Genomic DNA, 24,040 nt, shown 5'->3' on the forward strand with positions numbered 1-24,040 from the left:
CCCCCAACGGGAGGGGCCGCGCCGCAGGACGAAGTCCGGAGGAGCGGCACCGCACCCGACAAACCCACGCCCGCCGCGTGGGGGTACCTCCCACGCCCTTCAGGCAGTGGGGGAGCAACGGCGACAAACCACCACGGCGGGACAGCCGACAACGTGGGGCGCGCCGCAAAGCGCAGGCGCAACGGCGGGACAGCCGACAACGTGGGAATCACCCCGCGCGGAGCGCGGTTCGTTGGCGCCCCAACCCCTCGATCTCCAGCTCCACGACATCGCCGGCCCGCAGATACGGCTTGGGGTCCGGGTGGCCCATGGCGACGCCGGCGGGGGTGCCGGTGTTGAGGACGTCGCCGGGGTACAGGGTCATGAACCGGCTGACGTAGCGGACCACTTCGGCCACCGGGAAGATCTGCTCGGCGGTCGTCCCGTCCTGCTTCAGCTCGCCGTTGACCCACAGCCGCAGGCCGAGATCCTGCGGATCGGGCACCTCGTCGGCGGTCACCAACCACGGACCCAGCGGGTTGAACGTCTCGCAGTTCTTGCCCTTGTCCCACTGGCCGCCGCGCTCGATCTGGAACGCGCGCTCGGAGACGTCGTTCGCCACGGCATAGCCGGCGACCGCCGCCAGCGCCTGCTCGTCGGTCTCCAGGTAGCGGGCCGTGCGGCCGATGACGACCGCCAGCTCCACCTCCCAGTCGGTCTTCACGCTGCCCCGCGGCACCAGCACGGTGTCGTCGGGGCCGACGACCGTGTCCGGGGCCTTCATGAAGAGGATCGGCTCCTCGGGGGGCGCGGCCCCGGTCTCCCGGGCGTGATCGTGGTAGTTCAGCCCGATGCAGACGATCTTGCCGATCCGGGCCAGCGGTGGACCGGTGCGCAGTCCGGCCGCGTCGAGCCGTGGCAGCTCACCGGACGCCGCGGCGGCGCGCAGGGCCGCCAGCTTCCGCTCGTCCGCGAGCAACGCCCCGTCGATGTCCGGGACCAGTCCCGACAGATCCCGCAGGACCCCGGACCCGTCGAGCAGCGCCGGGCGTTCCGCCCCCACCGTGCCGACACGCAGCAGCTTCATCGGTTCCCCACTCCCGTGGTCGTAGGTCGGCCGGGAAGGGCTCTTCCGGGCCGGCCGATGGGGGACGGCCATCGAGCGATTCGGCCGATCGTCCAAGAACGGGGTCCGGTCCGCAAGGCCCCGTTCCCGGACTGGACCGCTGGGGGCGCGCCGCTGTCCCGCGGTGGCCGCTATCCCGCGGTGGGAACGGTGGCCTCGCCGGCCCCGCCCGCGCGCGGCGCACCGTCGGCTGCCGGGCGGGCGCCGACCCGGGAGTCGGCCGGGGCGTTGGCCGGGGAATTGGCCCGGGAGTTGGCCCGGGAGTTGGCCCTGGCCCGGGCCGCCCGCTGCCGCGCCGCGCGGCTCTTCGGCGCGCGCTGCGGTGCCGGGCGGCGGGCCGGGGTGCGCGCGTCCGGGGTGGCGGAGCTCCCCTCGGCCGCGGCCGTCCGGCCCGTCACGGGAGCCGCCGCAGCCCCCGACTGCCGCGCCGCCCCCGCGTCACCGTCCCCACGGTCGCGATGCAGCAGCGCCCGCTCGCACGCCGTCCAGATCGTCGTCGTGACCGTGTAGAGCCCGGCGGCCAGCGGCACCACGGCGACCGTGATCAGCATGCCGAAGGACAGCAGCGGCATCACCTTGGCCATGGAGGCCATGCCGGGCAGTGCGGCGTTCGCCCCGCTGCCGCCCGCGGCCGGGGCGGGGGCCTTCGCCATCGTGGCGCGGGCCCGCCGGAAGTTCCAGGTGGCGACCGCCGCGATCAGGGCGAACAGCGCGAGGTAGACCAGGCCCTGCGGGCCGAGGACACCGCCGTCGGCGAGCGCCTGGCTCCAGTGGCCGCCGAGCGGCGCCCCCAGCAGGGTGTGGTCCAGCAGACCGCCCCCGCCGGTGGAGAACAGGTGGTACATCACGAAGAAGACAGGCAGTTGGAGCAGCGTGGGCAGACAGCCGGCCAGCGGGGTGGAGCCGGTCTTCGCGTACAGGGCGGAGGTCTCCTTCTGCAGGCGCTCGGGGTCGCCCTTGTACGTGCGCTGGAGTGCGGCCAGCTCCGGGGCGAGCGCCGAGCGGGCCTTCTCGCCGCGGGCGGCGGCGCGGGCGAGCGGGTGCAGCGCGGCGCGGACGGCCAGGGTGCACAGGACGATGGTGACGGCCATGGCCGCGGTGCCGAAGAGCGGGGTGAGCGCCTCGGCGCCGTGCGCCAGCGCGTCGCCGAGGAAGCCGAACATGGACATGGGTGAGCCCTCCACGGGTCTCGTCGTGCCGGGATGAGGAATCGGCGTGACGAGCCGCGCGGACGCGGCGTGCGGTGCGGTGACCGGACCGGTGCGCCTACGCGGCCGTCGGGAAGGGACGGCCCGGTGCTCGGGGACGCGGGCGGCCGGCCGCGTCGGGATCGCGCTGGGGCAGGAAGGCCGTGCGCCGCTCGCGGTCGCGCAGGGCGGTTCGGATCCGGCCCGGGGGCAACGGCCGGGCGGCGGCCGCGACCAGGAAGGCGCTGCACAGCAGCATCATCGCGGCGGTGGTCGCGGCGGCCGTCAGGGCCGTGGTGAGGCCGGTCTGCGAGAGCAGGAGACCGGCCAGGAGGAAGAACAGCGCGGACGTGCAACGGACGCCTGGGGGCACCGCCCGGACGAAGACTGGGGGAGCGTCGACGATGCGGTGCATCCGGCGTCCTCCTCAGGTGGTCCGCTGCTCAAGACTTGTCGTCTTCCGCTCAAGAGTAGCCATAGAGCTGGGCAGCCGGGACACCTGCCGGTAACTTGCCCTGCCTGCCGTCGGGACGGCGGTAGGACCAGGGGGAATTACAAGGGGGAACACCAAGGAGGTGCTGTGCGCGACATCAGCGTTCCGGCCCTGGCGGCTCCACTGCGGACCGGCGGTCTGGCCGATTCCGTTTTCGACACCGCCACTCACCAGCCGGACTTCGCGCAGCTCGCCCGTCGCGATCCCAGGGTCGGCGGCGGCTGGCAGGAGGTGTCGGCGGCGGAATTCCGGGACGAGGTCCTGGCGCTGGCCAGGGGGCTGCTGGCGGACGGCGTCCGGCCCGGCACCCGGGTCGCCCTGATGGCCCGGACCCGGTACGAGTGGACGCTGTTCAGCTATGCGTTGTGGGCGATCGGCGGGCAGCTGGTGCCGGTCTATCCGACCGCGTCGACCGAGCAGCTGCGCGCCATCCTGACCGGGGCGAAGGTCACCGCGATCATCGTGGAGAACGAGGCACAGGCCATGACCGTGGCCGAGGCCTGCGACGAACGGGCGCTGCGCCGGCTGTGGCAGCTGGACCTGGACTGTGTGGAGCGGCTGCGGGAGGAGGGCACCCGGCTGCCCGAGGCGGATGTCCACCGGCTGCGTCATGCGGTCGACCCGGAGGACATCGCGGCGATCGTCTACACCTCGGGGACCACCGGCCGCCCGCGCGGCTGCGTGATCACCCATGCCAACCTCGCCGCCCAGTGCGACACCCTGTACGCGGGCTGGGGCGGGCTGCTGGCCGCGCCCGGCGAGCGTCCGTCGCTGCTGGCCTTCCTGCCGTTCGCGCACGTCTACGGGCTGATGGTGCAGGTGGCGTGCCTGCGCGGCGGGGTCAAGCTGGCCCATCAGCCCGATCTGTCGTCGAGCGAACTGCTGCCGGCCCTGGCCTCGTTCCGTCCGACGTTCCTGTTCGCGGTGCCGTACGTCTTCGAGAAGATCTGCACCCGCGCCCGGCAGGCCGCGGAACAGGCGGGCCGGCAGCGGACGTTCGACGCGGCGATGACGGTGGCGGTGCGCTACGCGGAGGCGCTCGCGGAGCAGGAAGCGGGCACCGGGCGCGGCCCCGACCCGTTCCTGCGTGCCCGCCATGCGCTCTATGACCGGCTGGTGTACTCGCGCATCCGCGAGATGCTGGGCGGCCGGGTGCACACGGCCGTCTCCGGCGGCTCGCCGCTGCTGCGGGAGCTGGGGCTGCTCTTCGCCGGTATGGGGATCACCGTCTACGACGGCTACGGCCTGACCGAGACCAGCGGCGCGATCACCGTACAGCCGCCCGGCAGGGTGCGGTTCGGGACGGTGGGCCTGCCGCTGCCGGGCAGTGCGGTGCATCTGGCGCTGGACGGCGAGGTGTGGGTGCGGGGTGCGGTGGTGTTCGCCGGCTACCTCGACGAGAGCGGCGGCCCGGGCGGCGGACTGTACGACGGCTGGCTGGCGACCGGTGACCTCGGGCACCTGGACGAGCAGGGCTATCTCGTCATCACCGGCCGCAAGAAGGACGTCATCATCACCAGCAACGGCAAGAGCGTGGCGCCGCAGGGGCTGGAACAGCGGCTGTCCGCCCATCCGCTGATCTCGCAGTGTGTGGTCGTCGGCGACAACCGGCCCTATGTGACCGCGCTGATCACCCTGGACCCGGACGCGCTGGCGCACTGGCGCAAGCTACGGGACGAGCCCAGCCCGGGCAGCACGGCGCCCTCGCCGGAGGAGCAGTTGCAGGCGGAGGTGCGGCGGGCGGTGTCGCGGGCGAACGCCTCGGTGTCGCGGGCCGAGTCGATCCGCGCCTTCCGGGTGCTGCCGGGCGAGTTCAGCCAGGAGTCCGGGCTGGTGACGCCGTCGCTGAAGCTGCGGCGGGCGGCCATCGTCGGGGCGTACGCGGCGGAGATCGAGGCGCTGTACGCCCAAGGCCGCAGCGAGGAGCCCGAGTCCCGGCGGGAGCGCCGCCGCTGGGCGGCAGCGAGCCTGTACGCACGCTGAGCACGCAGGGCGGAGCGCTGGTGCGGGCCCGAACCGGGCATACGGCATCCGGCGCACGTCACCCGTTCACCCGGTCGGGCCCGCACGCGGCACCGTAGCAGTGCCGCGGCGGGCCCGGCCGTTATTTGTCCAGGGGTGAGGACCCGCGACCGCAGACCCCGCGCGGCATTTAGCGTCCGGTGGCATTCCAGTAAGACGAACCGGGAGGCCGTGTGCGGATCCTCAGCAACTCCGCAACATCCGGGCGGGCCATCGCCACCGGACTGGTGGTAGCCGCGCTCGTGGCGACACTGGCGGCACTGCTGCTGCCCGTCCAACTCTTCGGCGAGACCGCAGCCGCGGCGACCACCACGCTCACGTACGACGACGACGGCGGGGGCACGGTCAGCACCCGCTACGGTCCGCTCACCGCGATGGACCGGGACTTCGTACGCAAGGTCAAGCTGGCCGGGCTGTGGGAGCTGCCCTCGGGCCGGATGGCGCAGCAGCGCGGGACGACCGCCGCCGTCCGCACGGCCGGCAACCACCTCGTGGCGGGACACACCGAGCTGGACCAGCGGTCGAACGAGGCCGGGCGGGCACTGGGCATCGACCTGCCCACGGAGCCCAACGTCGCCCAGCAGGGCTGGCTCGGGCAGCTCAAGGCCGCCCAGGGCAAGGAGTTCGACGCGACGCTGGCCGAGTTGCTGCGCCGGGCCCACGGCAAGGTCTTCGGGTTGGTGGCCCTGGTGCGTGACCAGACCAAGAACACGATGGTGCGTGCTCTGGCGGACCGCGCCAACGACGTCGTGCTGGACCACATCACGGTCCTGGAGAAGACCGGTCGGGTCGACTTCAACACCCTGCACTCCAGCTGACCTTGCGCAGGACCCGCACCGGAAGGCGCCCGTCACGCCCCTCTGCGAAACGAAACAGGACGACGACACCCCTCACATCGGACGAAGCGAAGTGATCTCATGAGGCAACGGCAACAAGCCCATAAACGCTCGCGTTTGACGAACAGAATGCTCGTGGGGGCCAGCGCGCTCCTGCTCGGCGGCGGCGGTCTGGCCGTGGTCGCCACGACCGCGCTGGCCGGCAACTCCCACCCGGAAGCGGGCTCCGGCCACCAGCACACGGTGTCCGCCTCGTACACCATCTCCTGCCCCGATGTGGGCGAGCGGCTGCGCAAGGTGCCGCACAGCGCCCAGCTCCCGGTCTCCAAGGGGCTCTCCTCGCTCGACCGGCAGGTGCACGACGCCTACCACAAGATGATGGGCGGCAGCGGCTCCAACGTCCTCAGCGGGCTGAAGGCGCAGCGCCAGAAGACCATCAACATGATGGTCACGGCGATCGCCAAGAACACCAAGCGGCCGAGCTACCTGCTCAAGATGAGCGGCTGCACCATGAAGCCCATCAGCGAGGGCGCGGGCGCGGGCGGCAACGACTCCACGAAGTCCGTGAAGGACGGCTGGTACCAGGGGCAGACGCAGACCCAGACGCAGGGCCAGACCCAGGACCCCAACCAGGACCCGAACCAGAGCGGCCAGCAACAGACCCAGGACCCGAACCAGACCGGCGGCCAGCAGCAGGGCCAGCAGGGCGGCCCCTCCCCTGACGACTTCGTCGACATCACCACCGTCCAGCCGAACGCGGACGCCCCGCCGTTCGCCGCTCCCAAGGGGGGCAACGCCACCACGGGCAGCTTCACCACCGAGTGCGGGCGCAATGAGGACGGCCACTTCAACTCCGACAACGTCATCGTGACGCCGGGCGTGAGCAACGGCGCCCACCACACCCACGACTACGTCGGAAACAAGGCCACCGACGCCTTCGCCGACGACAACAAGCTCGCCGCCTCCGACACCACCTGCAACAACGGCGACCAGTCCACCCACTACTGGCCGGTGCTGCGCAAGCTGGACGGGGCCGCGGAGCAGAAGCCGGGAGCGGCGCAGGACGCCAACGTCGGCACGACGCTGACGCCGGCCACGGTGACCCTGAAGTTCCGGGGCAGCCAGGCCGGTCCGGTGACCGCGATGCCGCGCTTCCTGCGGATCATCACCGGTGACGCCAAGGCGTTCACCAACGGCACGAAGAACGCCAACGCCTCGTGGAGCTGCACCGGCTTCGAGGACCGGCAGCTGAAGGACAAGTACCCGCTGTGCCCCCAGGGCTCGCAGGTCGTGCGCACCTTCGCGTTCCAGAACTGCTGGGACGGCCGGGACATCGACAGCGGCAACCACCGCGACCACGTGGCGTTCTCCGACCAGAACGGCACCTGCCCCAACGGCTTCAAGGCGATCCCGCAGCTCACCCAGCGGATCACCTACGACGTCCCGCAGGGCGACAGCTTCGCGGTGGACAGCTTCCCCGAGCAGCTGCACAAACCCGTCACCGACCACGGTGACTTCATCAACGTGATGCCGGACGACCTGATGAGCAAGGCCGTCGAGTGCATCAACGATGGCCGTAACTGCACCTGAGTGAGGCAGGCAAGGAGGTGCCCCTCAGGGAGAGCTTCCCTGGGGGGCACCTTCTGCGTGGTGCCTCCTGGTGGCGCTTCCTGCGTGCCGGGGGCGACGGCGGCAGGGGGAGTCGGGTTCCGGGCCCGGCGGCGGGGCCTGGCTCCGCCGACGCGGGGGCCGGGGCCCACTGGCGTGGCGGCCCGGGAACTCCGGCGCCCGCGGCGGCCGGGAAGCCAGGACCGGAGCGCCGGCCCGCACACCACGCCGGAGCGACGGTCGTCCGTCCGGGAAGCAACGACAGAGAGCGGCGGTCCGCACGGCATGACGGAGCAGCGCCCCGGAAGAAGCCACAGCCGTGACGCACATGAAGCACCTGACGCAGATGGCGCACGTGACGTCCATGACGCACATGACGAAGCAGCGGCCCCGACCCCGGTGTTCCGGGATGCGGGACCGCTGCGGTGCGCCGGGTGGCGGGCGGTGGGCCGGTGGGCTCTCGCCGGGCCGGACGGCTGTCAGCTCAAGGGACGTGGTGCGTCGTCAGCCGGTATGTCAAAGGCCGTTGACGCGGGCCTCGCGGGCCATGCCCAGCGGGCGGATGGACGACGCGACCGTCCTGGCCCGGCGGCCGGCCCGGGCGCGGTAACTGCGGACGTGCGCCATCAGGCGACGGCTGCGCAGCGCCATCTCCAGCTCGAAGCGGGTCCGCGGATCGCGCAGCACCGGGCCGAAGAGCTTCTCTATCTGCCGCAGGCGGTAGCGGACCGTCTGCGGGTGCACATGCAGCAGCTTGGCGGCCTCGGGGGCGCCGCCGCCCTCCAGCCAGGCCAGCAGCGTGACTTCGAGGCGTTCGCTCTGCCGGGGCGTCAGCTCCTCCAGCGGGCCGAGCCAGCGGGACGTCAGCGCGTCCGCCAGCGACTCGTCCTGGAGCAGCAGCAGCGCCGAGAGGTGGTCGTCGACGAACGCGGGCCGCGTCTCCGGGCCGACCCGGCCGGGAGCCAGCGTGAGCAGATAGCGGGCCCAACGCAGCGACGAGGCGGTGTCGGTGGCGGGCACCACGTGTCCGACCGCCGCCGGCCGTCCCTTGAGCGCCGCCTCCAGGCGGCCCCTGGTCTGGGTGGCCGGGTCGGGGACGAACAGACAGGTGTAGCCGTCGACACTGCCGATGAGGGCGTGCCCCAGTGCCGCGGCCAACTGCGGGGCCTCGGCGGGGGTGGCAAGCACAACGGCCTGGAGGGTGTCGGGGATGGGCCAGCCGGCCGCGCGGGACAGCTCGGTCAACCCCTCCTCCGGCACCTCGCGTTGTCCGGCGAGCACGTCGAACAGGTCCTGGCGAGCCCGGGCCACGGGCATCGGGGTCACCACAGAAGGTCCTGCCGGAGGTTTACTCTCCGACTCTTTTTGGTACCCAAGAACTGTCAGCAAGGCCTGTTCAAGCGCCCAATGTGCCTCTTCTACGGGAGTATCCCCGAGAAGTGCGGACAATGCGGGAAATCCGCGTTGCAACTCCGCGACCAACTTCTCGGCGAGGTCCGGGAGTTCATTTCTGACTACCCGGGTCCACTCGCCTCGGGGACGCGACCAGATGCGGTTCAGGAGATCACACATCGCTACCTCGATCCTGGCGGGGATGCGGCTGTTACGGGGGGTGGCGCACCCCGTGCGCCTGATTGGGCATCATCCGGAGTCGTGCCGCGCGCCCGCGATGCCACTGCAGGAATTTGTCACAGCGCGATAAACCTTACGAAATCCTGAACACGTTCGTAGATGCTTTTGACATCCGGATTACGGCCCTGCGTATCCACCCGGTTACAGAATGTTTAGTGTTACCGGGGGTCACCCGAACAAAAGCCCCGGGGCAAATACCGCCGCCGGGAGATTTCATGGAAATTCGCATCCCGTACCCGTGCCCGAACACCGGGAGGATCGATGTCGACTCCGCGTCTGCAGTCCCGTCAGGGCCGTCGCGCACACCGTGCCCGGTCCTCGCCACTCGTGCCCCGCCCCCGGCGCCCTCCGAACGAACCCGGGCCGCCGGCCCGCCGACCGGCCGGCGGCTTCGCCGGAACCGCCGTACTCCGCCCGGCGCTTCCGGCCGCACTGCTGCTCTTCCTCGCCGTCCTGATGCGCTCCGGCGCGATGGACGGCCTGCTCAACTTCCTTGACTACGGCGCCGGGGTGCTCGCGCTGGTCTCCCTGTCGATCACCGTGCTGTGGGGCCTGGCCGCCACCGACCGGATGGTGCTGCACTCCGGCCACCGGCTGCTCGCCCAGGCCGTGCACCGCGGCACCGGCGTCGCCGGCCTCGGCTTCCTGGGCCTGCACGTCTGGGTCAAAGTCACCGAGGGCCACACCGATGCGACGGCCGCCGCGGTGCCGTTCACCGATGGCGCCCGCCCCGGACTCATCGGCCTCGGCAGCCTCGCCGCCTACGTGTTCATCGCCGTGGCGGTGACCGGCGCGGTGCGCGGCGCCTTTACCGGCATCACCGCTTCCCGGTGGTGGCGGGCGCTGCACATGAGCGCGTACGTCGCCTGGGGGCTGGCCCTGGTGCACGGCCTCAGGGCGGGCCGCCCCGCGGCCGGCTACGCCATCGCCGGCTACGCCATCTGCCTCACCGCGGTGGCCGTACGACTCGCGCTGCGGCTGCGCGACACCCGCAGGAACTCAGGAGAACTCCCATGACCGCCCCCGCCCCCACCCGCATGCTGCCGGCCCTCACGGGCCCGGAGCCCGTCCCCACGCTGGCGTCGCTGGGCCCGCCCCGGCTGCTGGCCGGCCTGGACGAGATGCCCCGCATGGACCGGGTGGCGCATCTCGCCCGGCACGGCAGCCTGCCCCAGCTGACCTCCCAGGAGCTGGTGGCGCTGGCGGAGAACATCGATCTGCGCGGCCGCGGCGGTGCGGGCTTCCCGTTCGCCCGCAAGGTGAGTGCGGTCCTGGACAGCATGCAGCGGGCGGACGGCAAGGGCGCGATCGTCGTCAACGGCAGCGAAGGCGAGCCCAGTTGCCTCAAGGACACCGCGATGCTGCTGCACGCCCCGCATCTGGTGATCGACGGCGCCCTGCTGGCCGCCGACTCCCTCGGCGCCCAGGAGGTCGCCATCGGCGTGACGCGTACGGACGTCCTGAACTCCGTACAGCGGGCCATCGACGAACGCGGACCGGTGCGGCCGACGTTACGGGTCACCCTGCTGACCGAGCGGTTCGTCACCGGCGAGGGCTCCGCGATGACGAACGGCCTGGGCGGCGGGCCCGGCCTGCCCTCGGGCCGCAAGATCCGCTCCAGCGAGCGCGGGCTGAACGGTGTGCCGACCCTGCTGTCGAACACCGAGACCTACGCCCAGCTCGCCGTGGCCGCCCGCCTCGGGGCGCTCGGCTACCGCACCGCCGGCCTGCCCACGGAGCCCGGCACCCTGCTGCTGACCGTGGCCGGCAGCCGCGTGGTCGAGGTCCCCTACGGCGTCCCGCTCAACCGGGTGCTCGCGCTCTGCGGAATGGACGCGGGGCAGGGGGTGCTGATCGGGGGTTACCACGGCACGTTCATCTCGCCCGTCGACGCCCAGACCGCGACGCTGTCCCGGGACGACCTGAAGACCTACAACGCGGTGCTCGGCGCCGGCGCGGTCCTCCCGCTGCCGTACGACACCTGCCCGGCAGGCGAGACCGTCCGCGTCGCGAAGTGGATGGGCGCCGAGTCGGCCGGCCAGTGCGGCCCCTGTGTGCTGGGCCTGCCCGCGCTCGCCGACCAGCTCGACCTCGCGGTCCGCGGCGGCGGAGACGCCGCGCTGGACGCCGTGCACGCCCGGATGCGGGCCGTGGAGAAGCGCGGCGCCTGTAGCCACCCGGACGGCACCGCCCGCTTCGTGGCCTCGGCCCTCGCCGCCTTCCCCGAGGAGTTCGAGCGCCATGCGCGGGGGTTCGGGTGCGGCCGCCCGGTGACCGGGGCCCTGCCGGTCACCGGGCACCTGCCGCTCCTGCCGTCCGCCGCGCCGACCGCCCCGTCGGCACCCGCCGCGCCGCCGCAGGAACGGCTGCTGGTCGACTGGACGCTGTGCCGCGGCCACGGCCTGTGTGCGGACGTGGTGCCCGGCATCGTGAAGCTCGGCCCGGACGGCTACCCGGAGAAGGCCAGCATGGCGCTGCCCGCCCGGATGCGGCGCCGTGCGCAGCTCGCGGTGCGCCGCTGCCCGGCGCTGGCGCTGCGCGTGCAGGGCGGCAACTGACCGACCGCACACGGTTTTTGCGCGCGGGGAAAATTCTTCGCCGCCGTTGAACGCCGGGCCCCCCGTAGCGCGTAATCCCCGGCGACGGCACCCCGCCGGCCCCGGCCCGCAACGGCACGGGCCCCGGGACAGGCACTTCAGCTCCACCTCAGCAAGCGACGGAATGACCAACCGGCAGAGGAGACATCATGATCACTCGACGTCGAGCGGGCCTCGCGGCCATGGCGGTCGCCACCTTGGCGCTGACCGCCGCCTGTGGCAGCAGCGACAACCAGAGCGCCGGCACCACCCCCACCCAGGACCAGGTGCAGCCGGCCGGAGCGGGCAGTGACTACAAGTACGGCTCCTCCGGCTCCGGCCAGGGCGACGGCTACGGCGGCCAGGCCGGCGGCGACAGCGGCGCAGCCCCCCAGTCCGCGCCCCGCGCCGGGACGCTGGCACTGCACCAGGACGACAAGCTCGGCCCGGTCGTCACCGACTCCAAGGGCATGACGCTCTACCGCTTCGACAAGGACACCGCCGACCCGCCGAAGTCCAACTGCTCCGGCTCCTGCGCCACCACCTGGCCCGTGGTCCCCGCCGACGGCGCCCAGGCCCCCGCCGGCATCGCCAAGAGCGCGCTGGGCTCGGTCACCCGCGCCGACGGCACCAAGCAGCTCACCATCGGCGGCTGGCCCGCCTACCGCTACGCCAAGGACACCAAGCCCGGCGACACCAAGGGCCAGGGCGTGGGCGGCACGTGGAACGCGCTGGCCGCCGACGGCAAGAAGGCCGGCGCGCAGCCGCCCGGCGACGTCTCGGTGATGAACCAGCCCGAGCTCGGCGACATCCTCGTCGACGGCAAGGGCATGACCCTCTACCGCTTCAACAAGGACAGCGCCTGGCCGATGAAGTTCGGCTGCAACGACGCCTGCCTGGACACCTGGAAGCCCGCCAAGCCCGCCGACCGCTCCAAGCTCAAGGGCATCCCGTCCAAGCTCATCTCCACCGTCACCCGCCCCGACGGCCTCCGCCAGCTGGCCGTCGACTGCTGGCCCGTCTACACCTTCACCGGTGACAAGCAGCCCGGCGACATCAACGGCCAGGGCAAGATGGGCCTGTGGTTCGCGGTCTCCAAGGAGGGCAAGAAGATCACGACGACGCCGGAGGGCTGACCGCGGCGCCCCGCGCCCGAGTCCGCTGCCGGGGGAACTCCTCGTCCAGCGCCAGCACTTCGGCGTCCGGCCGCTCGTCCGTCCCCCGCGGTCCCAGCCAGGTGACCGCGAGCGCCACCGCCAGATTCACGGCGAGCCCGACGAGCCCGGCATTCACTCCCCAGATCGGGTCGTGTCCCCCGAAGACCAGGACACAGACGAGCACCAAGCCCACGACCAGGCCGCTCACCGCGGCGTGCACCGTCAGCCGCCGCCACACCAGCCCCAGCAGCACCATCGGTACGAGCTGCGCCATGCCCTCGTACGAGATCAGCGACAGCCGGACGAGGGTGTCGGGGGCGGTGTAGGTCAGCAGCAGCGCCAGGGCTCCGGCCACCACCACGACCAGCTGCGAGAACAGCTTCTGCCGGCCCTCCGGCGCCGCTCCCCGCTCCTCCCCCTCGGCCGCTCCCGTCGCCCCGGTACGCAGGCGCGGTATCGCCCCCAGCACGCTCCTCCCCCACATCGTGCCGATGACCAGCATGAACACGGCCATCGGCACGATGGAGGAGAGGGCGGCGGCCACCCCGATCAGCCCCACGGCCCAGGCCGGAAGGGAGTCCACCACCAGCTTGAACAGCGCGAGATTGGAGCCCGCACCACTCAGGTGCGGCACCACGAACAGCGCGGCCATCCCCAGCAGCACCGGCACGAACAACAAGACGTTGTAGGCAGGGAGATACAGGGAATTACGGCGCAGCGCCTCGGCATTGCGGGCGCCGAGATAGCCGGCCACGGTCGTCGGAAAGATCACCACGGTCAGGGAGTTGACGAGGGTGGTGGTGAGGAACCAGACCTGGCCCAGACCGCCCGACTCGTGTCCGGGAAAGGTCAGCCACTGCGGCTTCTCGGCGACGATCCGGTGCAGCAGGGGCCCGTAGCCGTCGAAGTAGTGCCACGGCACATAGATGGCGAGGAAGCCGAGGGTGGCGATGACCAGCACGTCCTTGAGCACGGAGACCCAGGCGCTGCCCCGCAGCCCGCTGACCGTGACGAAGGCGGTGGTGACCGCGAAGCTGAGGAAGTAGCCCCAGTTCAGGCTGATCGCCCCGTAGGAGATCGTGGAGACGACCACGCCCATGCCGGTGATCTGGAGCTGGATGTACGGCAGCAGACAGACGGTGGCGAGCAGCGCGACGGCGGCGCCGAGCCAGGGCCGGCGGTAGCGGTGCGCCACGATGTCGGTGATGCCGACCAGGCCGTGCCGGCGGGCGTAGGCCCACAGCATCGGACCGACGACGTAGCCGAGCGCATAGCCGCAGGACATGTAGGCCAGCACATAGAGCACGGGGGCGCCGAACTGGTAGCCCCAGCCGGCCGCGCCGAGGTAGCTGAAGCTCGTATAGCTCTCGCCGGCCATCAGCACCCAGATGAAGACGGTGCCCAGGCTCCGGCCGCCCACCGACCACTCGGTGAGGCCGCCCGCCCGTCGCCCACCACCGCCCTTCCCCGGAAGCCCTTCGGTCTGCCCCCCGGTTGTGCCTCTCCCCCGCACCGCCAGCAGCCCGAGGACGACGGTGAGCACCATGAAGGCACCGAACACGGCGGTGGACACCGTGGCGTTCATCCCCGCCCCCGCGCCCGGTCACCGCGCCGCGCCAGCCAGACCGACAGCGGGGTCGCCAGCGTCGCCAGCAGCATCCAGAAGAACAGGAACGGCAGCCCCAGCACCGTCGGGGTCACCCGGTTCACCAGCGGCAGCACCGCCAGGAACAGTACATACGGCAGCAACAGCCACAGCAGCGCGGGACGTTTGCGTGAGCCCGGGGAGGCCCCCGGGGAGGTCTGGTCAGCCACAAGGCGAGAGCCTAGGCGAAGGCCCGCCGCGCTCACCGGGCCTGTGTCGACCGCAACACGCCCCACACCACCAGCCGGTAGGCGGAGGTGTAGGCCGGCGTACAGGTCGTCAGGGTCAGATAGGAGCCGGGCGCGGTGAAACGGTAGGAGGGGTGCACCCCGCTGTACGGCACCGCGGCGAGCACCGTGCCGTCGCCGGGTGTGGTGCGCGGCAGGATGCGCCGGACGGTGTAGGTCGAGCGGGTCCGGGCGGTGTCGAGGACGACGGTGTCGCCGGTGCGCAGCCGGTCGAGGTGGCGGAACGGCTCGCCGTGGGTGTTGCGGTGCCCGGCCAGGGCGACGTTGCCCGGCTCGCCGGGCTGCGCGCTGTGCGGATAGTGGCCCACATAGCCCCGGTTGAGGACCGCGGCCTTGCCGACGCCCTCGGCGACGGGGACCGTCAGGCCGAGCCGGGGGATGCGCAGCACGGCGTACGCCAGGTCCGCGCGGGGCGTCGGGTACCCGGCGGCGGCGCGGTGTCCGGGGGCGCCGGGTGACGGGGAGCGCCCGGCGGTCCGCGCTCCGTCGGCCGCCTCGCCCCCGGGCGCCGGGGACGCGCCGGGCGCCGGCGGGCCGGCGGCCCACTGCCGCTCCAGCCGGTCCACCTGGTCCCGGGCCGCCTCCTGCGCCTGACGGTTCGTCCACCACAGCTGGTGGACGACGAGCAGCAGCAGGACGACGCCGAGCGTCACGGCCAGCTCCGCCCCCGTCCACAGCACCCGCACGACAGCAGGGCGCCGAGCCCGCCGCCCCTGTACGACCACCGGTATCCGCTCGCGCACGCGGGCACCGTAAGCCCTGCGGGCCCAGGCCACCAGAGGCAGCGCCAGGGCGTGTCCGGGGCGTCAGCCGCCGAAGGCCTGCGAGACGGCGTAGATCGCCAGGCCCGCCAGGGCGCCCACGACGGTGCCGTTGATGCGGATGAATTGGAGATCACGGCCGATGTGCGCCTCGATCTTCTTCGAGGTGTGCTCCGCGTCCCAGCCTGCCACGGTGTCGGTGATCAGCGCGGTGATCTCGCTCTGATAGGTCGTCACCACATAGACCGCCGCGTTCTCCAGCCAGCCGTCCACCTTGCCCTGCAACCGCTCCTCGGCGGCCAGCCGCCGCCCCAGGGACAGCAGCGCCGCCCGTACCCGCAGCCGCAGTTCGCTGCGCTCGTCCTCGGCGGCGGCGACGATCATCCCGCGGACCGAGCCCCAGGCCGAGGCGATCAGGTCCTGCACCTCGCTGCGCCCCAGGACCTCGGCCTTCAGCCGCTCGACGCGGGCCCGGGTGTCGGGATCGGACTGCAGATCGTCCGCGAAGTCCCGCAAGAAGCGGTCGATCGCGCCACGCGCCGGATGCTCGGGCATGTCCCGCATTTCGGTGACGAAGCGCAGCAACTCCTTGTAGACCCGGCCGCCCACCTTGCGGTCGACGAACCGCGGGGTCCATCCGGGGGCGCCGCCGGAGACCGCGGTCATCACGGAGTCGCCGTGCTCGACCAGCCAGTCATGGGCCCGGGCCACGACCAGGTCCACCACCCGCTTGTGGCCGCCCTCGGCGACGATCCGCTCCAGCAGCCCGCCGAGCGGGGGCGCGATCTCCTGGGCATCGGCCCGACGGGTGATCGCCTCGCCGACCACCGCCTGCACATCGGAGTCGCGCAGCACGGCCAGCGCGCCGCGCAGCGCGGTGGACACCTCGGCGGTGACCCGGTCGGCGTTGCGGGGTTCGGCGAGCCAGCCGCCGAGCCGCCGGCCGACGGCGACGGAGTGCAGCCGTCGCCGGACGACGTCGCCGGAGAGGAAGTTCTCCCCGACGAAATCACCCAGGCTCTGACCCAGTTGGTCCTTTTTGGTGGGGATGATCGCGGTGTGCGGGATCGGCAGCCCCATCGGCCGCTTGAACAGCGCGGTGACCGCGAACCAGTCGGCCAGCGCACCGACCATCCCCGCCTCCGCGGCCGCCGCGACGAACCCGGTCCAGCCACCCGCCCCGGCGGATCCGGCCCATTTCGCCAGCACGTAGACGAGCGCGACGGCCAGCAGCAGGCCGGTGGCCAGGGTCTTCATCCGGCGCACCGCGCGCCGGCGCTCCTCGTCGGCGGCGCCGTAGGCGAAGCCGGCCGCCGCGAACCGGCCCGTGGGCGTGGCGTCCGTCACCGGGTCCCGCGCCGCGTCCGCCGCCGTGTCCGAATCCGTTCGTTCCATCCGCTCCACCGCTCCCACCGCGTTCCCCCGTCATCCCTACGGCCTATGCTGCTCCGGACCGGCCGCCGGTCCGGCCCCGTGTCCCACTGTGACCTACTCCTGGAACGAACCACGAGTTCCCCGCGTCCATGCCACGGCGGCACGGTCCGGGGCGCCGGGCGGCTTCCCGGAGGTCCGTGGGATCATGAAGGACCGATCGGACCGCAACGGTGCCGCTGATCATCCGCTGCCCTTGCCCGCCCGGAGCGTGCTGCTCCGCTTTCCCCTGGAGACCCCTCCCGCATGAGCAAAAGTGTGGGTTACGCCCTGTTCGCCGGCCTGGCGGCGGTGTGTGTGCTGATCTCGACCGCCATATTCGTCGGCTTCGGCGGCGAGGGCGGCGGCCTGGGCAGCTCCCCTCACAAGCCCCGCGACCCGGCCGCCCCCGCCGTGTCCGGACAGTGGGTCGGCACCTGGTCGGCGGCCGCCGCGGCGGCCGAGCCGGGCACCCTGAACGGCTACGCGGGCATGTCGATACGCAATGTCGTGCACACCAGCGTCGGCGGCTCCGGCGTGCGCATCCAGCTCTCCAACCTCTACGGCACCCGCCCGCTGGTGGTCAGCCATGCCTCGCTGGCGCTGGCCGCGGCCCCCAGCAACCCCACCGCCGCGACCGGCACCATGCGGCGGCTGTCCTTCGGCGGCAAGCCCGCGGTGACCATCCCGGCGGGCGGCGCGGTCACCAGCGACCCGACCCGGCTGCAGGTGCCGGGCGACGCGGACCTGCTGGTCACCACGTACTCCCCGTCGACCTCGGGCCCCGCCACGTATCACCCGTACGCCCGGCAGACCTCCTACCTGGCGCGCGGCGACCGGGCGGAGGACGCCACCGGCGCGGCCTACACCGAGCAGAGCCCGTACTGGCGCTATCTGACCGGTGTGGACGTGTGGAGCACCCAGGCCCGCGGCGCGGTCGTCGCCATCGGCGACTCCATCACCGACGGCATCACCTCCACCGCGGGCGCCAACCACCGCTGGACGGACTTCCTCGCGGCGCGGCTGCGCAACGAGCCCGGCGCGCCCCGCTACGGCGTCCTCAACCAGGGCATCAGCGGCAACCGCCTGCTGGTCAACGGCAGCAGGTTCTCGCCGAACAACGGGCCCAGCGTGCTGTCCCGCCTGGACCGTGACGCGCTGTCGCGCACCGGGGTGAAGGCGGTGATCGTCGAGATCGGGCTGAACGACCTGTTCAAGTCACCGCGTCAGCTCGACCCGCAGAAGATCGTGGCGGGGATGCGGCAGCTCGTCCGCCAGGCGCATGCCCGTGGGCTGCGCGTCACCGGCAGCACCCTTACGCCGTTCGGGGGCCACCGCGGCTACTCCGATCTGCTGAATTCGGTCCGCGAGCAGGTCAACCGGATCATCCGCTCCGGCTCCGTCTACGACGAGGTCGTGGACTTCGACAAGGCGCTGCGCGACCCGTCGATGCCGGTGCGGCTGCGGCCCTCCTACGACTCCGGTGACCATCTCCACCCGAGCGACGAGGGCTTCCGGGCGATGGCCAACGCCGTGAACCTGGAGCACCTCAAGCAGTCCGCGCCCGCCTCGCTGTGACGGCGGGGCAGGCGCCGGTCAGGGCCTGTCCACCGGACAGGCCCTAGTCCAGCTCGTTGCGCCGCTCGTGCTTCAGGCGCCGCTTCTCTTCCTTGAGGCGGCGCCGCTCCTCCTTGAGCAGCTTGCGCTCGACGCCGACGCCACCCATCAGCGCCAGCCCCTTGACGATCACCCGGGGCGCACCGGGCTCGCCCGGCTCCCCGTCCGGCGCGTCGAAGCCGCCCATGATGCCCAGGCCCCGCACATCGACCTCGACGCCCGGCGGCACCACGATGCTGACCCCGCCCATCAACGCCCAGCAGCTGATGACGACTTCGGGCCCGGCGAAGTTCGCCTCGCGCAGGTCGAGCTCGCCGCCGCCCATCAGGCACACCGCCGTGAAGCGGCGCCCGATGGTCCACCGCCCCTTGCGCTGGAAGCCACCCAGGATGCCGATGCCCGCCCCGGATCCGTCCGTGTGGCTCACGATCCGCTCCGACCACCCGGTCACCGCCGCGGTGTCCTTGCGCAGCGACAGCGGCGCGGGAGCCGTCGCGGCCGCCGGCAGATCGGCGGTGAGCGGCTCCAGCTCCCCGTAGGTGCGCGCCCGGTACGTCGCCTCCAGCCGCTCGTCGAACTCCTCCATTGCCAGCCGCCCTTCGGCGACGGCGTCCCGCAGGATCTCGGCGACCCGCTCACGGTCGGCGTCGGAGGCGCGCAATTCTGGGAGGTCTTCAGTCATAGCGACAGGTTAGGGCGCACGGCCGATTTTTCCCCCGTCGCCGGCGGTATCCGCGCGCTTCCCGCCACCCGCGTACAGCTCGGCGATCAGGGACTCGATGTCCGGCTCCCGTACGGACAGATCCACCAGCGGATAGCGCGCGGCGACCGCCGCGACCAGCGGCGCCGCGCTCTGCGCCGCCGGGAAGGCCAGCCACTGCCGGGGGCCGGCCACCTTGACCGTGCGGGCACCCGGGACGCCCTCGATCGGCGGGAGTTCGCGCTCCAGCTCCACCACCAGCGTCCGCTCCCCGCCGCCGGCCGTCCGCAGCCCGTCGAGGCCGCCGTCGTAGACCAGCCGGCCGTGGTCGATGACCATGACCCGGCGGCACAGCTGCTCGATGTCGGTGAGGTCATGGGTGGTCAGCAGGACGGTGGTGCCGCGCTCGGCGTTCACCTCGTGCAGGAAGCCGCGCACCTTCGCCTTGCTGAGCACATCGAGGCCGATGGTCGGCTCGTCCAGATACAGCACCTCGGGGTCCGGCAGCAGCGCCGCCGCGATGTCACCGCGCATCCGCTGCCCCAGCGACAGCTGCCGCACCGGTACGGCCAGCAGCGGGGCCAGGTCGAGGAGTTCGACGCAGCGCTCCAGGTTGGCGCGGTGGACGGCGTCCGGGATCCGGTACATCCGCCGCACCAGCTCGTAGGAGTCCTTCAGCGGCAGGTCCCACCACAGCGTGGTGCGCTGCCCGAAGACCACGCCGATCCGGCGGGCGAGCCGGGTGCGTTCGCGCGCCGGATCGATGCCGGCGACCCGCAGCCGGCCGCCGCTGGGCACCAGGATGCCGGTCAGCATCTTGATGGTGGTGGACTTCCCCGCGCCGTTCGGCCCGATGTAGCCGACCATCTCGCCGCGCGGCACCCGGAAGGAGATCCCGTCCACGGCCCGGACCTCCTCGCGCACCCTGCGCAGCCGGCCCGCCTTGCGCCGCACCGAGAAGACCTTCTCGACGCCGTCCACCTCGATCAGCGGCTCCGCCGCGGCGGCATCACCCACCACACCCGCCCCCTTGTCGTCCTCGTCGGCCCGTGCACGGGGCGCCATCTGCCCCTCCCTCAGCTTCCGGTGCTGCGGTACGCCCGGAGCCCCAGCCGCCAGACCAGCCCCGCCCCCGTACACATCAGCGCCGCCACCACGGGCCCCAGGAAATCCACCCAGCCCGGCAGCCCCAGCGGATCGGGGTGGCCCAGCAGCCGCAGCGCGGGCAGCCAGTTCACGAACGCCAGCGGGACGAGGAAGGTGACCCCGCGCACCAGCTCCTTGGCGAACACCGTCGGCGGGTACTGCAACATCGCGTTGCCGCCGTAGGTGAAGGAGTTCTGCACCTCGGCCGCGTCCTGCGCCCAGAACTGGAAGGCGGCACCGGCCGTGTACACCGCCGCGAAGATGGCCGTGCCACACACCACCATCAGCGGCACCAGCAGCACCCGGCCCACCGTCCATTCCACCTCGATCCGGGGCAGCGACCAGCCGAGCACCAGCAGCGCCTGGGTGATCCGGCCCAGCCTGCGCAGCGCGAAACGGTCCGCCGCCATCTGCGCGAAGACCGGCGCCGGGCGCAGCAGCAGGGTGTCGAGGGTGCCGTCGCGCACCCGCCGGCCCAGCCCCTCGATGCTGCCCAGCGCCAGATCCGCCAGGCCCAACGCGGCACCGGAGGTGCCGTACAGAAACGCCACCTCCGGCAGCGCGAAGCCGCCGAGCGCATCGATCCGGGAGAACATCAGCATGATCGCGACGAAGTCCAGGGCGTTCGCCGCGAAGTTGCCGCACGCCATCAGCACGAACGAGGTCCGGTAGGCGAGGCTGGAGCGCACCCACATCCGCACGATCAGCCCGTAGGCCGACAGCCCCTGCGCCACCGCCGCCACCCGGCCGCGGGCCACCCCCGGCTCGCTAGCCACCGTGCACCACCACCTTGCGGGTCGCCGCCGACTGCACCAGCCGCCCCAGCGCCAGCAGCGCCACCGCCCACGCCGCCTGGAACACCAGCCCGCGCACCAGCGCGCCCCCGCTCAGCACCCCCACCAGCACATCGGCCGGCGTCTGCAGCACCGCCGCCCACGGCAGCAGTGCGGCGACCTCCCCCAGACCACCGGGGAAGACCCGCAGCGGCAGCAGCATCCCCGAGAAGAACATGCAGGCCAGGCCGCTGATCAGGGACAGGCCCGAGCCGTCGAGCAGCCAGAACGAGGCCAGCGCCACCAGATACCGCAGCGCGAAGCTGACCAGCACCCCGAGCAGCACCGACAGCAGAAAGCAGGCCCAGGTCAGCGGATCGTCGGGCAGCGCGAGCGGGAAGGCCAGGGCGCCCACCGCCATCGGCGCCACCCCGCGGCCGAGCAGCTGCAGGGCGGCCCGCCCCAGGTCCGCGGAGAGCCACCACAGCTGCAGATCCGCGGGCCGGTAGAGGTCCACCGCGATGTCCCCGCTGCGGATCCGCTCCTGCAACTCGTCCAGGCCGCCGCTGCCCATCAGCGCCGCGGTCGCCAGCAGCGCCTGCGCCGTCCATACGAAGGTCAGCGCCTGCGCCTGGTCGTAGCCGCCCAGATGCGGCCGCTCGTGCCACAGCGCGATATAGGTGGAGGCGACGATGAAGCCGAAGACGGTGTTGGTGAACACACCCGCCACGGTGGCGATTTGATACGTGGCGTACCGCCGGAAGCTGCCGGACGCCACCGCCGCGTACCACACGCCGCGTACCCCTCCCGGACGTCATTCGGGCCGGACGCCCAAAGCACCGGAGCCTACGGCGCGGGTCGGGCGGGCACCATCGAATTATCACTGCTTCGGGTGAGCCGTGGGCGCCATTCAGCCGGTCAGGAGGCGGCCGAGGGTGCGCGCCACCCCTCCTGACCGGCCCGGATGATGCGAGAGTTGCCCCATGTGCGGCAGTTGCTCCCGGCGTACCGCACATATCCCCGACATGACACCGACCCGCCGCGGTGCAACCTCCGGCGGCGTCCGAGGAGTCCAACCGACATGAGCGGACAACGCACGGGCTGGCGCCGTGCCCTCCCCACCTGGCGCACGGTGCTGGGCACCGTGCTGCTGTTCCTGCTGCTCATCGTCGGCGGAATGATCGCCGGCTATCTGCTGGTCGGCATCCCGCCGGCCAACAGCGCCGCCAAGGCCCAGAGCAACGTCTACCTCTACTCCGACGGTTCGGAGCTGGCCCGCGACGGCGAGGTCAACCGGCAGAACGTGACGCTCAGCCGGATCCCCAAGTCCGTCCAGCAGGCCGTCCTCGCCGCCGAGGACCGCGACTTCTACGCCGAGTCGGCGGTCGACCCCGCCGCGATGCTCCGGGCCGCCTGGAACACTGTGACCGGCAAGGGCAAACAGTCCGGCTCCACCATCACCCAGCAATACGTGAAGAACTACTACCTCGGCCAGGAACAGACCGTCACCCGCAAGGCCAAGGAGTTCTTCATCGCCATCAAGCTGGACCGCGAGGTGAGCAAGGACAAGATCCTGGAGGGCTACCTCAACTCCAGCTACTACGGCCGCAACGCCTACGGCATCCAGGCCGCCGCCCAGTCCTACTACGGCCGCAACGCCGAGGCGCTGACCACCGCCCAGGGCGCCTACCTCGCCACCCTCCTCAACGCCCCCAGCGCCTACGACCTCACCGCCCACCCCGGCAACCGCCCGCGGGTGCTGGCGCGCTGGAACTACGTCCTGAAGGGCATGGTCACCAAGAAGTGGCTCACCCCCGCCGAGCGGGCCGCCCTGCGCTTCCCCGAACCGAAACCCGCCAAGGCCTCCGCCGGACTCACCGGCCAGCGCGGCTACCTCGTCGAGGCGGTCAAGGACTACCTCACCGACCACCAGATCCTCGAAGAGGAGACCCTGCGGGCCGGCGGCTACCGCATCACCACCACCATCGACAAGAAGCGCCAGAACGCCTTCGTCAAGGCGGTCAACACCCGTGTGATGGACCGGCTCGACGACTCCCGGACGGTCGACCGCTACGTCCGGGCCGGCGGGGCCTCCATCGACCCCGCGAGCGGCCGGGTCGTGGCCCTCTACGGCGGCATCGACTACGCCAAGCAGTACGTCAACGGCGCCACCCGCAGCGACTACCAGGTCGGCTCCACCTTCAAGCCGATCGTCTTCGCCGCCGCCGTCCAGCACCGCTCCACCACCCAGGACGGCGAACGGATCACCCCCCAGACCGTGTACGACGGCACCAACAAGCGGATGACGCTCCGTCACGGCCACCCCACCGGCTTCGCCCCCGCCAACGAGGACGACCGCTCCTACGGACCGATCACCGTCACCGAGGCCACGGACAAGTCCGTCAACGCCGTCTACGCCCAGATGGGCATCGACGTCGGCCCCGGCAAGGTCAAGGCCACCGCCGTCGATCTGGGCATCCCCGCCGGCACCCCCAGCCTCGCCGCGTCCCAGGGCGCCATCTCGCTGGGCACCGCCACCCCCAGCGTGCTGGACATGGCCCAGGTCTACGCCACCCTCGCCCATCACGGCCGGCACCGGCCGTACACCCTGGTCGACAAGGTCACCAAGGACGAGGAGGACCTCGAACTGCCCGAGCGCGAGGAGACCGCCGCCGTCCCGCGCGCGGCCGCCGACACCACCACCTCGATCCTGCGCAGCGTCGTCGACGGCGGCACCGGCACCGCCGCCCAGGGTGCCGGGCGGCCCGCGGCCGGCAAGACCGGCACCGCGGAGGACGACAAGGCCGCCTGGTTCGCGGGCTACACCCCCGATCTCGCCACCGTCGTCGCCGTCCTGGGCCAGAACCCGGAGAGCGCCGCACAGGAACCGCTGTACGGGGCGGGCGGCCTGTCGCGGGTCAACGGCGGCGACTACCCGGCCCAGATCTGGGCCGACTACACCGCGGCCGCGCTGAACGGACAGCCGGTCCGCGACTTCGACCTCCAGCTGGAGGAGGGCGCCGAGTCGCCGTCCCCGGAGCCGTCCACCAGCGAGTCCGCGTCGCCCGGCGCGTCGGACTCGCCCTCCACCGGCCCGAGCGACTCCGCCACCCTCCCCGCCCCG

20 protein-coding genes are annotated in these 24,040 nt (G+C 72.2%); 8 read left to right on the forward strand and 12 right to left on the reverse strand.

Annotated elements, in window-relative coordinates; translation table 11 throughout:
• Positions 1-208 precede the first annotated feature (208 nt).
• The 3 genes from EST92_RS20440 to EST92_RS20450 all read right to left on the reverse strand — a co-directional run bounded on the left by EST92_RS20440 (position 209) and on the right by EST92_RS20450 (position 2,707).
• Positions 209-1,066: a fumarylacetoacetate hydrolase family protein gene (locus EST92_RS20440; RefSeq protein ID WP_129282312.1), complete on the reverse strand. Its 858-nt coding sequence runs from the start codon at positions 1,064-1,066 to the stop codon at positions 209-211.
• Positions 1,067-1,236: 170 nt separating this feature from the next.
• Positions 1,237-2,274: a YidC/Oxa1 family membrane protein insertase gene (locus EST92_RS20445; protein WP_129282313.1), complete on the reverse strand. Its 1,038-nt coding sequence runs from the start codon at positions 2,272-2,274 to the stop codon at positions 1,237-1,239.
• Between the two features lie 97 nt (positions 2,275-2,371).
• Entirely contained in the window at positions 2,372-2,707 is a 336-nt protein-coding gene (locus tag EST92_RS20450) for a DUF6412 domain-containing protein (RefSeq protein ID WP_129282314.1), read from the reverse strand.
• Positions 2,708-2,872: 165 nt separating this feature from the next.
• On the opposite strand from EST92_RS20450, the gene EST92_RS20455 reads away from it, so the two are divergent.
• From EST92_RS20455 to EST92_RS20465, 3 genes are all read left to right on the forward strand, one after another.
• Complete coding sequence (locus EST92_RS20455) at positions 2,873-4,768, forward strand: AMP-dependent synthetase/ligase (RefSeq protein ID WP_129282315.1); 1,896 nt, start codon at positions 2,873-2,875, stop codon at positions 4,766-4,768.
• A 212-nt stretch (positions 4,769-4,980) separates the two neighbouring features.
• The gene (locus EST92_RS20460) at positions 4,981-5,625 is read left to right on the forward strand and encodes a DUF4142 domain-containing protein (protein WP_129282316.1); all 645 of its coding nucleotides are present in this window, start codon (positions 4,981-4,983) and stop codon (positions 5,623-5,625) included.
• A gap of 147 nt (positions 5,626-5,772) precedes the next feature.
• Positions 5,773-7,233, forward strand: coding sequence for a DUF1996 domain-containing protein (locus tag EST92_RS20465; protein ID WP_129282325.1), 1,461 nt, complete (start codon positions 5,773-5,775; stop codon positions 7,231-7,233).
• Between the two features lie 534 nt (positions 7,234-7,767).
• Here the strand turns inward: EST92_RS20465 and EST92_RS20470 are convergent.
• Positions 7,768-8,568, reverse strand: coding sequence for a helix-turn-helix domain-containing protein (locus tag EST92_RS20470; protein WP_129282326.1), 801 nt, complete (start codon positions 8,566-8,568; stop codon positions 7,768-7,770).
• A gap of 576 nt (positions 8,569-9,144) precedes the next feature.
• Between EST92_RS20470 and EST92_RS20475 the strand changes: the two genes are divergently transcribed.
• The 3 genes from EST92_RS20475 (at position 9,145) to EST92_RS20485 (ending at position 12,595) form a co-directional block, all read left to right on the forward strand.
• On the forward strand, positions 9,145-9,900 hold the full coding sequence (locus EST92_RS20475) for a hypothetical protein (protein WP_129282317.1): 756 nt from the start codon (positions 9,145-9,147) through the stop codon (positions 9,898-9,900).
• Positions 9,897-11,441: an NADH-quinone oxidoreductase subunit NuoF family protein gene (locus tag EST92_RS20480; protein ID WP_129282318.1), complete on the forward strand. Its 1,545-nt coding sequence runs from the start codon at positions 9,897-9,899 to the stop codon at positions 11,439-11,441. The genes EST92_RS20475 and EST92_RS20480 overlap by 4 nt, the downstream gene beginning before the upstream one ends.
• A gap of 188 nt (positions 11,442-11,629) precedes the next feature.
• Positions 11,630-12,595, forward strand: a complete 966-nt coding sequence (locus tag EST92_RS20485; protein WP_174244078.1) for an SCO0930 family lipoprotein — start codon at positions 11,630-11,632, stop codon at positions 12,593-12,595.
• On the opposite strand, the gene EST92_RS20490 is transcribed toward EST92_RS20485, so the two are convergent.
• The 4 genes from EST92_RS20490 to EST92_RS20505 form a co-directional block, all read right to left on the reverse strand.
• The gene (locus EST92_RS20490) at positions 12,573-14,201 is read right to left on the reverse strand and encodes a sodium:solute symporter family protein (protein WP_129282319.1); all 1,629 of its coding nucleotides are present in this window, start codon (positions 14,199-14,201) and stop codon (positions 12,573-12,575) included. The genes EST92_RS20485 and EST92_RS20490 overlap by 23 nt on opposite strands.
• Positions 14,198-14,431 carry a DUF3311 domain-containing protein gene (locus EST92_RS20495; protein ID WP_129282320.1) on the reverse strand — a complete coding sequence of 78 codons (234 nt, stop codon included), beginning with the start codon at positions 14,429-14,431 and terminating at the stop codon, positions 14,198-14,200. The genes EST92_RS20490 and EST92_RS20495 overlap by 4 nt, the downstream gene beginning before the upstream one ends.
• 32 nt (positions 14,432-14,463) lie before the next feature.
• Positions 14,464-15,252 carry a class E sortase gene (locus EST92_RS20500; protein WP_254068926.1) on the reverse strand — a complete coding sequence of 263 codons (789 nt, stop codon included), beginning with the start codon at positions 15,250-15,252 and terminating at the stop codon, positions 14,464-14,466.
• A 63-nt stretch (positions 15,253-15,315) separates the two neighbouring features.
• Entirely contained in the window at positions 15,316-16,674 is a 1,359-nt protein-coding gene (locus EST92_RS20505) for a DUF445 domain-containing protein (RefSeq protein WP_129282329.1), read from the reverse strand.
• 273 nt (positions 16,675-16,947) lie between these two features.
• Here EST92_RS20505 and EST92_RS20510 point away from each other — a divergent pair, with 273 nt between their 5' ends.
• Positions 16,948-18,258 (forward strand): SGNH/GDSL hydrolase family protein, encoded by a 1,311-nt coding sequence (locus tag EST92_RS20510; protein ID WP_129282321.1) that lies wholly within the window; start codon positions 16,948-16,950, stop codon positions 18,256-18,258.
• Between the two features lie 43 nt (positions 18,259-18,301).
• Here the strand turns inward: EST92_RS20510 and EST92_RS20515 are convergent, their stop codons facing one another.
• From EST92_RS20515 to EST92_RS20530, 4 genes are all read right to left on the reverse strand, one after another.
• Positions 18,302-18,979 (reverse strand): DUF1707 domain-containing protein, encoded by a 678-nt coding sequence (locus tag EST92_RS20515; RefSeq protein WP_129282322.1) that lies wholly within the window; start codon positions 18,977-18,979, stop codon positions 18,302-18,304.
• 9 nt (positions 18,980-18,988) lie between these two features.
• A complete protein-coding gene (locus EST92_RS20520; protein ID WP_254068927.1) occupies positions 18,989-20,062 on the reverse strand; it encodes an ATP-binding cassette domain-containing protein in 1,074 nt (357 codons plus the stop codon).
• Between the two features lie 11 nt (positions 20,063-20,073).
• The gene (locus EST92_RS20525) at positions 20,074-20,838 is read right to left on the reverse strand and encodes an ABC transporter permease (RefSeq protein WP_254068928.1); all 765 of its coding nucleotides are present in this window, start codon (positions 20,836-20,838) and stop codon (positions 20,074-20,076) included.
• Positions 20,839-20,911: 73 nt separating this feature from the next.
• A complete protein-coding gene (locus EST92_RS20530; protein WP_129282324.1) occupies positions 20,912-21,709 on the reverse strand; it encodes an ABC-2 family transporter protein in 798 nt (265 codons plus the stop codon).
• A gap of 288 nt (positions 21,710-21,997) precedes the next feature.
• Between EST92_RS20530 and EST92_RS20535 the strand changes: the two genes are divergently transcribed.
• Positions 21,998-24,040 (forward strand): transglycosylase domain-containing protein (locus EST92_RS20535; RefSeq protein ID WP_135789053.1); only part of this gene is annotated, 2,043 nt, incomplete at its 3' end.

Source organism: Streptomyces sp. TM32 (assembly GCF_004122755.1).
GTDB lineage: Bacteria > Actinomycetota > Actinomycetes > Streptomycetales > Streptomycetaceae > Streptomyces > Streptomyces sioyaensis.